At 43.1% G+C, this 13,347-nt stretch carries 14 protein-coding genes and 1 pseudogene; 6 read left to right on the plus strand and 9 right to left on the minus strand.

Annotated elements, in window-relative coordinates:
* The 3 genes from ACM0OZ_RS26290 to ACM0OZ_RS26300 all read left to right on the plus strand — a co-directional run.
* Window positions 1-439, plus strand: a 439-nt coding sequence (locus ACM0OZ_RS26290) for a WD40 repeat domain-containing protein (protein ID WP_414585769.1), incomplete at its 5' end; no start/stop codon positions are given.
* A 510-nt stretch (window positions 440-949) separates the two neighbouring features.
* A complete protein-coding gene (locus tag ACM0OZ_RS26295; RefSeq protein ID WP_414585770.1) occupies window positions 950-1,135 on the plus strand; it encodes a hypothetical protein in 186 nt (61 codons plus the stop codon).
* Window positions 1,136-1,222: 87 nt separating this feature from the next.
* Window positions 1,223-1,597, plus strand: coding sequence for a hypothetical protein (locus ACM0OZ_RS26300; protein ID WP_414585771.1), 375 nt, complete (start codon window positions 1,223-1,225; stop codon window positions 1,595-1,597).
* A 214-nt stretch (window positions 1,598-1,811) separates the two neighbouring features.
* On the opposite strand, the gene ACM0OZ_RS26305 is transcribed toward ACM0OZ_RS26300, so the two are convergent.
* Both ACM0OZ_RS26305 and ACM0OZ_RS26310 read right to left on the minus strand, forming a co-directional pair.
* Window positions 1,812-3,542, minus strand: a complete 1,731-nt coding sequence (locus ACM0OZ_RS26305) for a metallophosphoesterase (protein ID WP_414585772.1) — start codon at window positions 3,540-3,542, stop codon at window positions 1,812-1,814.
* Between the two features lie 579 nt (window positions 3,543-4,121).
* A complete protein-coding gene (locus ACM0OZ_RS26310) occupies window positions 4,122-4,700 on the minus strand; it encodes a Uma2 family endonuclease (RefSeq protein ID WP_414585773.1) in 579 nt (192 codons plus the stop codon).
* 731 nt (window positions 4,701-5,431) lie between these two features.
* On the opposite strand from ACM0OZ_RS26310, the gene ACM0OZ_RS26315 reads away from it, so the two are divergent.
* The gene (locus ACM0OZ_RS26315) at window positions 5,432-6,793 is read left to right on the plus strand and encodes an NAD(P)/FAD-dependent oxidoreductase (RefSeq protein ID WP_414585774.1); all 1,362 of its coding nucleotides are present in this window, start codon (window positions 5,432-5,434) and stop codon (window positions 6,791-6,793) included.
* Window positions 6,794-7,296: 503 nt separating this feature from the next.
* Here ACM0OZ_RS26315 and ACM0OZ_RS26320 read toward each other — a convergent pair.
* The 4 genes and pseudogenes from ACM0OZ_RS26320 to ACM0OZ_RS26335 form a co-directional block, all read right to left on the minus strand.
* Window positions 7,297-7,443: a helix-turn-helix domain-containing protein gene (locus ACM0OZ_RS26320; protein ID WP_414585836.1), complete on the minus strand. Its 147-nt coding sequence runs from the start codon at window positions 7,441-7,443 to the stop codon at window positions 7,297-7,299.
* A 16-nt stretch (window positions 7,444-7,459) separates the two neighbouring features.
* Window positions 7,460-7,939 carry a hypothetical protein gene (locus ACM0OZ_RS26325; protein WP_414585775.1) on the minus strand — a complete coding sequence of 160 codons (480 nt, stop codon included), beginning with the start codon at window positions 7,937-7,939 and terminating at the stop codon, window positions 7,460-7,462.
* A 97-nt stretch (window positions 7,940-8,036) separates the two neighbouring features.
* A pseudogene (locus tag ACM0OZ_RS26330) lies at window positions 8,037-8,291 on the minus strand (AraC family transcriptional regulator ligand-binding domain-containing protein); the annotation flags it as partial.
* A gap of 66 nt (window positions 8,292-8,357) precedes the next feature.
* The gene (locus tag ACM0OZ_RS26335; RefSeq protein ID WP_414585776.1) at window positions 8,358-8,657 is read right to left on the minus strand and encodes a hypothetical protein; all 300 of its coding nucleotides are present in this window, start codon (window positions 8,655-8,657) and stop codon (window positions 8,358-8,360) included.
* Between the two features lie 158 nt (window positions 8,658-8,815).
* On the opposite strand from ACM0OZ_RS26335, the gene ACM0OZ_RS26340 reads away from it, so the two are divergent.
* Entirely contained in the window at window positions 8,816-10,456 is a 1,641-nt protein-coding gene (locus ACM0OZ_RS26340) for an NB-ARC domain-containing protein (protein ID WP_414585777.1), read from the plus strand.
* A gap of 186 nt (window positions 10,457-10,642) precedes the next feature.
* Here ACM0OZ_RS26340 and ACM0OZ_RS26345 read toward each other — a convergent pair whose 3' ends face one another.
* From ACM0OZ_RS26345 to ACM0OZ_RS26355, 3 genes are read right to left on the minus strand one after another with little or no spacing between them, the layout of a single operon-like run.
* Window positions 10,643-11,050, minus strand: coding sequence for a hypothetical protein (locus ACM0OZ_RS26345; RefSeq protein WP_414585778.1), 408 nt, complete (start codon window positions 11,048-11,050; stop codon window positions 10,643-10,645).
* 13 nt (window positions 11,051-11,063) lie between these two features.
* A complete protein-coding gene (locus ACM0OZ_RS26350; protein WP_414585779.1) occupies window positions 11,064-11,411 on the minus strand; it encodes a hypothetical protein in 348 nt (115 codons plus the stop codon).
* On the minus strand, window positions 11,408-12,316 hold the full coding sequence (locus tag ACM0OZ_RS26355; RefSeq protein ID WP_414585780.1) for an ATP-binding protein: 909 nt from the start codon (window positions 12,314-12,316) through the stop codon (window positions 11,408-11,410). Before ACM0OZ_RS26355 ends, ACM0OZ_RS26350 begins: the two co-directional genes overlap by 4 nt.
* 579 nt (window positions 12,317-12,895) lie before the next feature.
* Between ACM0OZ_RS26355 and ACM0OZ_RS26360 the strand changes: the two genes are divergently transcribed.
* Window positions 12,896-13,063 (plus strand): hypothetical protein, encoded by a 168-nt coding sequence (locus ACM0OZ_RS26360; RefSeq protein ID WP_414585781.1) that lies wholly within the window; start codon window positions 12,896-12,898, stop codon window positions 13,061-13,063.
* The last annotated feature ends 284 nt before the right edge of the window (window positions 13,064-13,347 follow it).

Consider the following 13,347-nt stretch of genomic DNA (forward strand, 5'->3'; position numbering starts at 1 on the left):
TTTGGTTTGGCACGTAGCGTTCAGTCCGGATGGCAAGACGATTGCTTCTGCAAGTAGGGACAATACCGTGAAACTGTGGCGTGCTGATGGCACTTTCATCACAACCCTCAACGGGCATTCGTTTCCGGTTTGGCACGTAGCGTTCAGTCCGGATGGCAAGACGATTGCTTCTGCAAGTAGCGACAAAACCGTGAAACTGTGGCGTGCTGATGGCACTTTCATCACCACCCTCAAGGGGCATTCGGATTTGGTTAGGCACGTAGCGTTCAGTCCGGATGGCAAGACGATCGCTTCTGCTAGTTCGGACAAAACGGTGAAACTGTGGAATCTTAATCTGGAGGATTTACTTCATTTGAGTTGCCAATGGGTAGGCGACTATCTGAAAAACCCAGATAACGGCATGATACCGGATGATCCAGATCGCTCTATTTGTAATTAGTTGATTTTACCTAATGCCAGAAAGGATAACACACGGTGCGATGTTTGAAGAAGTTTTCTTAAAAGTTTTGGAGTCGGAACTTTGCCTCGTTCCCAGCCTCAGGCTGGGGATGCAGCCTTAGGAGGCTCTGCCTGCCAATTGAGCGGCAGAGCCGCTTCAAGGGCATTTCCAGGTGGAACCTGGAAACGAGATTTAACGAGATTTTAGAAGGGTTTTGCCTCGTTCCCAGCCTCAGGCTGGGGATGCAGCCTTAGGAGGCTCTGCCTACCAATTGAGTAGTGTAGGGTGGGCAGTGCCTACCAGAATCCGGATATAGTACACAGGATACGATAAGCACTGCCCACCTTACGTGTATTTCAAAAATCAAATATTAGTCCTATATCAAGTCCGGCAAATTACTTATCATAAAACTTATATGTAGTAAGGACTTCAGTCCTTGTTTTCGTGGAAGAGGACTAAAGTCCTCACTACAAACTTAGTAAGGTTATTTAATGAGACAATACATTCACAATGCAAGTCGATGCATTCATAATGCAAGTCGATGCATTAACAATGCAAGTCGATACATTAATAATGCAAGCTGATGCATTCACAATACAAGTCAATACATTAATAATGCAAGCCAATGTATCCACAATGCAAGCCGATACATTAATAATTCAAGTTAATCCATTGTTAATGCTTACTTTTTTTTAGCTTGCCCATTTTAAAAACTTTACCTTACTGTTAATTTTTTTATTGCAATGGGTACATTAAATGTACACTATACCACTGCATAGATTTATGAGTATCCAAGATAAAACACGTCGTTTACGCCCTCAAAACATTAGTCAAGATATTGACTCATTCCACGGTTTGCAAACCGTCAGCACTTACAACACAACTCGTGCTGATGCCTCCACTGCAAAGTTACAGGAAGTTTATCAGGCGATGTTGATTTCTCAACAAACTGAAACCGAAAAACTCGCTTTATACCGTGCTGCTTCTGATGCTGCGCGATTAGCAGAATGGGAATTTCATAACGCTGTATTAGCTATGAAAGAAGTCGTGCGCGGGCAATATGGCTCAGATAGCGATGAAGCTCAAGCGGTGGGACTGAAGAAAAAATCAGATCGCAAGCGTCCTTCCCGCAAAAAGTCAGTTGCTAGTGCAACTTAATCAACTTTGGTTGAATTTGGAAATCGGCGATGCCCCAGCTATATCACACAACAAACAAACAAATTCCTAACTTCTTCATGACGCTCAACAAACTGCTGTAAGTAAGTAGGCGAGAAAAAATCAAACTATGTAAAGAAAAGTAAAGCTTGAAAACTAGCTCGTAGTAAGCGCTTTAGCGCTAAAGCGCTTACTACATACCTTTTATAATAAGTTACTATCTTAGTTGTAGCAACTGAAACTCATCAAACTTCACAACCTTTGAATTCGGCTGACTTGTATCAAAACGATAACTGCTGACTGTACCCGTACCCGTGTCAAAGATGCTGAAAGCCGTAATGTCATTACTAGCAATATAAGGCATAGGTTTACCATCTTTACCTGGCAAAGGAGCTATTGTTGGTACAACTGGTTCTAATCCATTGGGATCACCAAGTGCAGCATAATCCTTTGTGTCCCTAGGCGGAACTGGTCGTTTATCACCACTCAAGAAAGCACCGTAAGTATTGCCAACATTAGATGTTTCAAGAAAGTGCATTCCCGACGGACTGCGAAAGCGGTTCCATAGATGCGAATGCCCATAAAGTACCATCTGTACATTAGCTGCTTCAAGTAAAGGTATCACATCACGGATCAGGTAGTCTGCTTCTTTAGGGTAGTTGTAACGCACTGCCTTAATTTTGCCATTCGCATCACGTTCAATATTCGGCACGGGATCAGTATAAGGAGGGACAATATTGTCGCCCAAAGAATGCGGCGGATAATGGAACATCACCACCTTATACTTTGCTTGTTTGAACTCAGAACTGTTGAGTTCTTGTGCTAACCAGTTATACTGCTTGCTTCCTTTAGCAATTGGCTCAAAAATAACTTGTCCGTAACCCCAATTCTCTGGATTTTGTAAATCTTTGTCTCTTTCGCGGTACTTTCCTCTCGCGTATGCATCCATGTTGGGAGTCCGCCACATATTCGCTGCGTACAAAACCACCAAACGGACATCACCAAAACTTACTGCATAGTAAGTTTCTCCACCTTCTTTACTTTCAGGTAATGTGAAAATTTCTTCGTAAGTATCAGTATTATAAGAATTCTCTTTCAGCGATTTTTCCCCATACAACTTTAAAGCCACAGCACGCGGGATGGCATCATTAAATTCATCGCCTAAACTCCCAGTCTTGCCAAAGCGTCCCATCACTTCATGATTACCAATGCTGGTAAACATGGGGGCGTGTTGAATGATTTCTCCACCCTTAAAATCTCTTTGGGACTTAGCATGACCTTGCAAACAAGGAAAGAAAGCACCGCCCCTATTATCATCAAACCATTCTGAGGCACGGTCTGCAATATTCACTGTATCTCCTGCTAACCACACCGCATCCACTTTGCCAACTGTTTCTACGACCTTTTGCAGATTTGCTGCTATCATCGGTTTCAACTGATGGTCAGAAGTCAGTAGAATTTTCAATGGTGTTCCAGGAGTTGGGGTAGGTGCTAAGGTAAAAGCATTGCTGCTCACACTCTCGCCATCTTCTCGAACACTCGTGACGCGATAAGCAACTCGTTTCCCTGGAGTTAAGCCAATAACTTCCGCCTCATGTCGCCAAATGTCACGCGCGACAGGTTGCTTGTAAACTTGCCCGTTTTGCGTTTGGTTTCCTACTTTTGATTCTTGGTCTTCCCGTGTACGACTGAGTTTGGTAGTATTTGCTGTGGCTGTTTGCTGGAAATTATCCCCATACGCAACGCTATGTTTGGAACCAGCAAACTCGGTAAACCATACAACTCGCACTGAAGACGCGGTAGGGAGTTGTAGAAAAGGATCTGTGAGCAATACGGGCGCGGATGCTAGAGTTTTTTGTCCAGAAAAGCAACCATATACTAGGGTAAGGCAAATAACTAGCACAAATAAAGCAGCCAGTATTTTGCGGCTTGTGAGATATCTCAGCATTGCGAGTCTTCCAGTGCGTCGGTGCATCTCAGTTGTATCTAAAAAAACACAAGGAGCTACAAGATAAAGTCGCACTGTTCCGGATTATAGTTTCAATACTAATCGCGTTTAGATACTTGTGGCAAAAACGCCGCAAGTTGAGCGCTCTTAAGATGCACATTTTATAAGCCTTATATAGCAAGGATTTCAGAAAGTGAAGAATGCAGGTGCTTCTTTCAAAAGTTGCGAGGGAGTTTAATACTTTTGAATGCGTGACTTTTGAATGCGTGACTTTCGACTTTCCCCTCGTGGGGCGCTCACCGGAATGCACCTATCCGTATTCGCTGCTCCCCGTTCCCTAAAGATGAGATATTAAGTTGGCGGTAGCCTCCGAAGTGACGATGCTAACTCTGTTGTGCGTTAGGCAGACGAATAGCTATATGCTGGCTTAAAAGCAGGTGATTTTTGTTACGCCTTCAACTCCCGCCAAATGGGCAAGTGGTCTCTACTACAGAGAACCAGCGATCGCTATCATAGCCAATACCAATCTTCTTTCCCTGATATTTTTTGGATAAATTAGGTTATGCAAACCAATATTTTTTAACCCCATACTATCTGTAAATCCAAAACAAAACCAGGTAATATATCTTCTCCAGATAAGCTTGTGGGCGATTCTAATACTTCTTTTGGTTGGCTTTGTCTATAAATTTCAACGCGGCGAGTTTTTCTGTCGATAAGCCAACCCAATTTTAGGCCTGCATTCATATATTCTTGCATTTTGGCTTGCGTTTCACTCAAACTATCGGATGGGGACATTAACTCTAAAACAAAATCTGGGGCGATAGGAGGAAACTTCTCGCGCTGTTCGGCACTGAGTGCGTTCCATCTTTCTAATTGTATCCAGGAAACATCGGGGGAGCGGTCGGGACCGTTGGGAAGTTTGAAACAGGTGGAGGAGTCGAAGACTTCACCCAGTTGTGTTTGTTCGTTCCACACGACAAATCGTGCAGTAAGTTTGGCGTTGCGTTTTCCTGTTTCTCCCCCCGTTGGTGGCATTACAATGAGTTCTCCAAAAGCATTACGTTCAAATTTGACTTCGGGATTATCCTGACACAGTTGGTAAAATTGGTCGTCGGTTAGTTTAACAACATTATTAAAGTTGATGGTAATCGCGGTCATGGCAATATGACATATAAGTAGGTCGGTACAAATAAAGTTAACTCGTTTTCTAGAAGCCGACGAGAAAGGCTTCCCCATGCTTGGTTTAGTCGCTGAGCAATTTCATCCTTGAATTTCACCTGTAATTTGCATAGCGCATTCAAGCTACAGCTATAAGCTTAGTTTTATAGTAAGCGATCGCCCTACCCTGAGTCCGTACTGCTTAAACTATCAGCCTATGCCCTCTTTGATGCTGTCAGTGTTGGATTTACAGTTGTGGGGTGGTCATCTTGCCATCTGACAACAAAGTTTAAATGCGCTTTCCTCCAATTCTTCTAGGTGAATTGGCCCTACAAAAATTTTATTTTTACATTTTATTTTTACTTTGAGACAGTTACGTGCATCAACGGCACTCAGTCTTCTTGGTTGAACTGACTAGAATACTGGCAATTTTTTCCCTTTTTATCCCTAAGCTGCATAAGTTGATGCCTGCTTACACTATCAAGAATACAGCAAGGTTAACTGATTCATGCTTAACTTCTGTACTTTATCAAGTCAGGGCACTCGCATACAATCAAATTTCTGTCAATACACAAGTCATAAGAAAAAAGTAATACGAATTACATTTTTCACGTGTTGTTCAATACCTTTACATTTCTAAATATGTAAAAAATGAGCAGAACTACTTTGACGAAATTGTTTAAAATTTGTTAAGAAGGATGACAAGCGGTCAATAAAAGGAAACAAATCTTATGGTAAACGCAGTAGAAAATAAGCCACCATCACACGTAGTCATTGTTGGTGGTGGATTTGGAGGATTATATGCCGCAAAAGCACTGAGTCGTGCTGATGTCCATGTGACTCTAATTGATAAACGAAATTTTCATCTATTTCAACCGCTTTTATACCAAGTCGCCACTGGCACGATATCTCCGGCTGATATTTCTTCACCGCTGCGTTCCGTACTCAGTAAGAGCAAGAATACAAAAGTGCTGCTGGGAGAAGTGAATGATATCGATCCACAGGCACAAAAAGTCTTTATGGGTGAGGAAGCAATACATTACGATTCTTTAATCCTCGCCACAGGTGCAAAGCATTCTTATTTTGGCAAGGACCAATGGGAAGAATTTGCCCCTGGTTTAAAAACTGTGGAAGATGCGATAGAAATGCGTCGCCGCATCTTTACAGCGTTTGAAGCAGCAGAAAAAGAAACTGATCCGGAAAAACGCCGTGCTTGGTTGACTTTTGTGATTGTCGGTGGTGGTCCTACTGGTGTGGAATTAGCAGGTGCGATCGCAGAATTAGCTTACCACACCATGAAAGAGGATTTCCGCAACATCGACACTTCCGAAACGCAGGTTTTACTCCTCGAAGGTTTGGATCGGGTTTTACCACCGTTTGCACCAGAGTTATCAACACAAGCACAAGCATCGCTGACAAAGTTGGGTGTCACAGTTCAGCCAAAAACACTGGTTACGAACATAGAAGGTGATGTTGTTACCCTCAAACAAGGTGATGAAGTAACGCAGATTGCAGCAAAGACAGTATTATGGGCGGCAGGTGTGAAAGCTTCGCCTCTAGGAAAGATGCTAGCAGAAAGCACAGGGGCTGAGTGCGATCGCGCTGGACGAGTTATTGTTGAACCCGACTTGAGTATTAAGGGACACTCCAACATTTTTGTCGTTGGAGACTTGGCGAATTTTGCCCATCAAAACGGCAAACCCTTACCAGGCGTTGCACCCGTAGCGATGCAGCAAGGACAATACGTTGCTTCACTGATTAAACAACAGCTTAAAGGTAAGACATTGCCACAATTCCGTTATGTTGATTCCGGTAGTTTAGCGGTAATTGGACAAAACTCTGCCGTTGTAGACTTAGGTTTTATGAAATTTTCAGGTTTCTTCGCCTGGCTGTTTTGGCTGTTTGTTCACATCTACTTCTTAATTGAGTTTGACAACAAGCTGGTAGTGATGATTCAGTGGGGCTGGAACTATTTCACCCGCAAACGTGGCGCAAGATTGATTACAGGTAAAGAACTACTGCAAAATGTAAAAGCTGAAGATAGCAACGGTTATTACACGTCAGCAAACAATAGACAGGCGATTAATGTATAACGGCTTATTTTACCTCACCCCTTCCCCTCTCCTTAGTAAGGCTATCCATTACCCGGATCTTTCTCAATATTTGTGAGAGTAAGCGCTCACCAACCATCAAACCCTAATATCTGGGTGGTACATTCTCAATAAAAATGCTCTTTGACTAAGAAGTATGAGTGGTCAATTGTCAAGCCCTGCTGACAAGTCAACCTTTATAAGCTTGGTATAGCAAGGGTTTCAAGAATGTTAAGAAAGATCCGGACAATGCATAGTTAGTAAGGAGAGGGGAAGGGGTGATGTTGGGCGGATACGATAAGTAAACAAACGGGTATTGTAAAACTTCACTTGCTGAATGGACATAAATAATCAGCCATTATATCATTCCTCAACCAAGAGCAAATACGGTTTCTTCAGAGAGGGATTAGACGGTACAACCTATCTACATGTGACGTACTCCCGACGCTGACTGCTACGCAGTACAGCGCGGAGCTTATAGCTCCCCAAGCCCCTCATTGGCTAACTCAAACATTTGATAATCGGTAATTTCGTGGAGTTTGCCCTGTCCATCGCTTGAAAGCACGGTGAAAAGCACTGGGTTCAGAGAAGCCTAGTAAAAATGCAACATCGTGAATTGGTGTATTCGGATTTTTCAAATGCCGCAGTGACAGTTGTTTACGAGTTTAGTCAACATAAGAAACGGCTGGAATCCCCATACACAGACGGGTGGGGAGGAAAGCCGTCAGCCATTTCTTGGGGCATGGGGCATCGGGCATGGGTTCTATGCCCCATTCGCGGTTGCCCTATGCCCAAATCCCCATACAGAGACGGGTGGGGTTTTTTAAGCAATTGCTGAAAAGATGTGCCCTCAACCTGTAATTCGCGCTGTAACTGACGGACGCTGATTGCTAAACTACGAGCGATCGCCTCAATTGAGGGCAGTTCTCCTTTCAATTGCTGAGCGATCGCCTGCACAACCTGTCGGGTATAATCGTCCTTTCGATTCATCGCATCAAGCATTGCTTCAGCATGTTGCTCAAACACCGAGAGCAGATTTGAATTGGCTGACAAGATTAACCAATTGAGACAATTTGCATCGAAGATAATGCGATTGGTGGGCATTACAGCTATTTTCAGGTAAATAGACCACATTTGCCGTAGGGACACAGCATTGCTGTGCCCTTACAGTGTGGTTCAAATACGTGAAAACTGCTGTAAGAAGTGCAACCCGGTTTGAAAGATGCGCTCATGTTCAGAAACATCATCAGGACGCGGGTACTGACGCGTGACGGAGTTCCTCTACTAAGTAATTTCTCAAGTCATCCACAAGATCGCAGTCACACAACACCATTCCCTCAGACACAGAGAAGTGAATATGAGCACCCTGGCTAAACAGACGGGTATATCGCGAGAGTTTTTCTAACACTTCCCTGAAGGTTTGGCAGTTGACTAGCACGTAACCAACAATGCCAAATGTTGCCAGATTAAACACCTCACCCAAGTGTAAGCCGAGGTTTTCATCACCTGTGCGTTTGACGGTTTCTTTCCATACAGCACTGTGTAGCGTTCCTGGAGTGAGCGCTAATTATGGTGGTGGTACGATTGTCCTTGGATCTACAGCAGTGATTTCGGAAAACCGCTTAAAGTCAACCGTATTAAAGGTCAATAGATGTGTCATTTCGTGAGAAATCATAGCAGCAACTAACCGCCTATCGTGTGCCTGTTTGCCCATAACTTGATACTTAGTTACCAAATTTTCCCATACAGTCAAAATTACTGGAGTATCGGGAAATAATCCGAAAAGCACCAACTTCAGTTTGTAGTTCAGTCTATATAGCAGTCCTATTTGATTAGTGAAATCATCATAAGGGTTGTCAATAGTCACTTTTGATTGTTGATTGTTGACTCTTGACTGCCGATAATTTCACAATTCATTCAGCATTGCTGTATCTAAAAAAGTGAGATGCATCCGATTTCAGAATGAATTCGACGGGGTAAATTAACGTGTCAATACCCCTTGACCTGAATCCTTACGGTACATCTATGTCCTCCAACTCCCCCTCTCAACACAAACGCTATCGGGGTGTCATCCTCACACCTGTGGGATGGCGCAAGCTGGAAAAGGCTAAGAAAGAAAGCGGTCAGCACTTTACCAAAGAGCAAATTCGCGATCGCACAGGTCTATCAATACAGACCATCTCTCGCATCCGCAAGCGCAAAGTCGCGGTTGACCAGGATTCACTAGAGTGCTATATCAAAGCCTTTGGTTTGGAGAAGCTATCCGACGAAGATTATACCCATGTCCGACAGGAAAACCAACAGCAAGATTGGGGGGACGCACCGAATGTATCTGTGTTTTATGATCGCTGTGAGGAAATGGCACAGCTACAGCAGTGGGTATTGGAAGAAAATTGCCGTTTAGTCGCACTGCTAGGAATGGGTGGAATTGGCAAAACTGCGCTAGCCGTGAAGTTCGGGCAGAAATTTAAAACTGAGTTTGAGGTAGTGGTGTGGCGATCGCTCCAAAATGCCCCTACCTTGGAGGAGTTATTGGGAAGCGTGTTGCAATCAATAATGCAGATGCTCCAAGAAGACCCAGTTGTGCCTAGTAGCCTGGATGGGAAACTGTCCAAGCTGATGAAGTACTTCCGAGATAAACGCTGTCTACTGATTTTAGACAATGCTGAGACAATCTTAAGCGCTGGTGGTGGGGCTGGACATTGTATGGAGGGTTATGAGGGATACGGTCAACTGTTCCAGCGCATTGGAGAGGTATCCCATCAGAGTTGCTTGCTCGTGACCAGTCGGGAAAAGCCCAAAGATATTGTAGCGCTTGAAGGAGAGGAGAAAAAAGTGCGAACGACTTGTCGTCGCGCTTGCGCTTCGCTGCAACTGGGAGGATTAAAACCAGAAGATGGGCGAAAGCTGTTCGAGCATAGAGGGCAATTTACGGGTACGGATGCAGAATGGATCAGACTGATCGAACACTACGGAGGCAACCCGTTCGCGCTGAAGATGGTAGCAGCAGGAATTCAACAGTTGTTTGACGGCTCTATTGCGGAGGTGTTGGAGTATATCGGACAAGGAGTACTAGTCTTTAATGATATCCGCGATCTGCTTGATCGCCAGTTTAGTCGCTTGTCGCCAGTAGAACAAGAGGTGATGTTGTGGTTGGCAATTAATCGGGAACCCGTATCTGTAAAGGAATTAAAACAAGATGTAGTGAGTGTCACCTCCAAGCAACAATTGCCGCAAGCTTTGTACTCGCTGTTGCGGCGATGTCTCATAGAGACCGCTCCGCGAACGCTGATTGAAAAAACAGGAAAGCAATTCTCACTGCAACCTGTAGTCAAGGAATACGTTACGGAGCGATTGGTTAAGCAAGTTTGTCAAGAAATAGTAAACTGTACAGACAGAGCAGAAAATTCCTCACCCCTCGCTCTCCTCCAAACTCATGCCCTGATGAAGACGAGTGCAAAGGACTACATTCGGGAAACACAACGACAACTAATTGTGCAACCCTTGCTTGAGCAACTGCTGATAGAGTTGGGCAGCCAGCAAAAGCTTGTGCAAATGTTGAAGGATGTACTGGAGCAGCAAAGACATCAAGCCTCAATACTGGCAGGGTATGCGGGAGGCAATGTCCTCAATTTGTTAGCGCATTTGAGTGCATTAAAACCCTGAAAGTAGATCGCCTTGATGAAGGGATGAACATCAGGGGGGTGACTGGATTAACAGCAGCGCAGATATCAGTACTCTTGGCTTTGGGGGCTGTGGAAGGTGTAGGGTAGGTTTTATTGTTGGCGATCGCTTTTTTTTGTCCAAAGTCCAATACTTTAACTTACACTAAAAAATTTACAGTCTCCTTGCTTAAAGTTTTAGACTTAGTTCAACACGCCCTTTTGCTTTTAGTTCATTAACAATGTCAGAGGGAATATTAGTTATTTGTTTCACTTCAGCTTTGACAGGTATCACAAAAATTTCACCATTTCTCTCAATGTAAGTCCGAATTTCCATGAAGTTCTGTTTTTCATCCAAAATGAGATGACTGCCAATAACTGTACCTCTGGCTTTCAAATCTTCTTGTATTCGTCTTACATCTTCTTTGATTCGCTCAAAATCCAACACTCCTTGTTGAACACAGACCAAGTTAGTAGTTTCTTGCAGTCCTTCTCTCAATCCTTCTTCAACTGCGTCTGCAAGTCGCTTGGAAAGATTTGTGATTTTGTCATAAATCTTATTATCAGGCTTGTCTTGAGAACTCTCTTGTCCATTCATAACAAATTATCTCCTAATTATTACTTGATTGTAGCTTCATGAGTTGTGTTTTCACTCTTTCTTGAAGTTGAGCTTTAATTTCATCAGGAACTTGTGACATAGGAATCCGTTCTTCTTTATAAAAACGTCTTACCTCATCATCATTAAAAATGTTTTGAACCCAAGCCGTTATTCCTTTAACAGCATAACGAGTTCCTTCTTTTGCCATATCAACTAAGGCATCTGCTGAAACATCAATTAGTTTGTCAGTAAAAGCAAGAAATTCATTTAGTACTCGATCAGCCCATGCCTGTAATTCTTTCCAAAAACGACCGACAGCGACTCCAGCAGCAAAGATAAGTATTATCCAAACAAAATTCATAACTGTGTTTCCTCCGTATTAATATTTTTCTCAGATTGATTCTCAGTAGTATCCACTGACATTGTTATTCCCTTGTGTTTTAGTTTTATCTCAGTGTAATTTACTATTTCTTCTTTTAATGAAGCTTCATCAATCCTATGCACCTTTTCAGTTAGCAATACTAAGCCTAATTTGATAGCGATATTTCTGATATCACCACCACAAAGGCCACCGCTAAGAGTTGCCAAATCCTCATAACTTACTTCTTTGGGTACGTTTTCCGATAGGTGAAACCTCCATAGTTGTTCTCTCATGGCTGAATCTGGACGTGTGAACTCTACATGGAAAAGAATTCTTCTCAAAAAAGCCTCATCATAGTTTTCAAAAAGATTTGTGGCAAACACAACAATCCCGTTGAATTTATCTAAGAGAGTGAGCAGAGTACTTTTGGCTGAGTTCACCCCATGATCGGCTGCTAATGATGGGTTGGAAATTCTTCCACTGAGGACTGCATCAGCTTCATCAAAGAATAGTAAACTTTTTGTTTCTTCTGCTGTTTTGAAAACAGAAACCAAGTTTTCAGATGTCCCTCCTACTAAAGCAGATTCAAGCTCGCCATAATTGGCTTTAATAATTGACACACCAAGTTTATGAGCAATGGCTTCAGCCGTTATACTTTTACCTGTACCCGGTAGGCCAAAAAAATTAATGCTCAAAGCGCTTCCTGTTTTCAAGACGCGATTAAACTCCCAATCAATCAAAAGCTTATCTTTGTTTTGTACGAAAGCAATCATCTGGTCAATTTGCTCAAGCGTACTTTTGGATAGCACCACCTCTTCCAGAGTCCACTTTGGCTGCTCTACTAAAGCCTGTGCTTTTTCCTGCTTGTTCGATTTATCTGTATCTTTGACAATTTTGTACTCCATGTTAATACCTTGTATTCTTTACACGCCACGTCACATTGGCACTGAGTTAGGTCGAGAGGGAGTATTCAAAGGTTGAGCCGAGATAAGGGCTAGTCTAAGTAGTTATGCAAAATATTCATCTGCTTCTCAGTAAAATAGAGTAAAACCTCTTAAAAGCAAGGTTTTGAGCTAAATCACAATTGATTTGTTCTTGCATGAATATTTATGCGTAAGTACTTAAATTAGTAATAGGGACAGGTTATCGTAACTTATGCAGTGGGAAAGTCGGCTCGTTCGTAAATTCAACAGCATCTATCCCGGATTTCTCACAAGCCGCAGTGATCGCCATTACCAAAACCTATATCCAGCTTAGATTTTGAGCATTTTAGGCGGAGTTGAAATTATGACAGTGTGTTAATGGGGTTATTTTGTCTCAAATCTAGCTGGTATAAGCAAATAAGAGCGATCGCACTTCTGTAATTGCTCCCTTTATTTAGCCTTAATCCGAGTATGCAACGTTTCCCCTATTTGCACCAGACCAGATATATCAGTTAAGGTATCAGTTAAGAATTTAGTGGAATGCTTGTGTCAGCAAAGAGTGTGCAACGAAGTACAATCGCGCCAAACGCAGTTTCCGGAGGCGATCGCACAGTTAACCCCATCGCCGAAAATTATAGCTTAGAGATACCAGCACGAAGCGATCGCCCACATCAACTCCATTATCAGAAGTGCGATCGCAGTGATCACCTGTTTGATCTGCTCCCCTGATTCAAAGCTAATTCCAGTCTGCAAAATTTCCCTATTTGCACCAGACCAGATATACCAGTTAAGGTATCAGTTAAGAATTTAGTGGAATGCTTGTGTCAGCAAAGAGTGTACAACGAAGTGCGTAGGCGTAGCCCGTCTTAGACATCGCTCAGTTAACCCCATCACTATAGTGCGTCGCAAGTATTTGGTTGAACCCTTGTCTGAGCAAGGAGTCTTCAACCGAAGTGCGATTGCGCCAAGCGCAGTTTCCGGAGGCGATGCTCCCAGAGGGAGCCGCCCAAAGG

The sequence above is a fragment of the Scytonema sp. PCC 10023 genome, from assembly GCF_963920835.1.
In the GTDB taxonomy this organism is placed as follows: Bacteria; Cyanobacteriota; Cyanobacteriia; order Cyanobacteriales; family Nostocaceae; genus Kalymmatonema.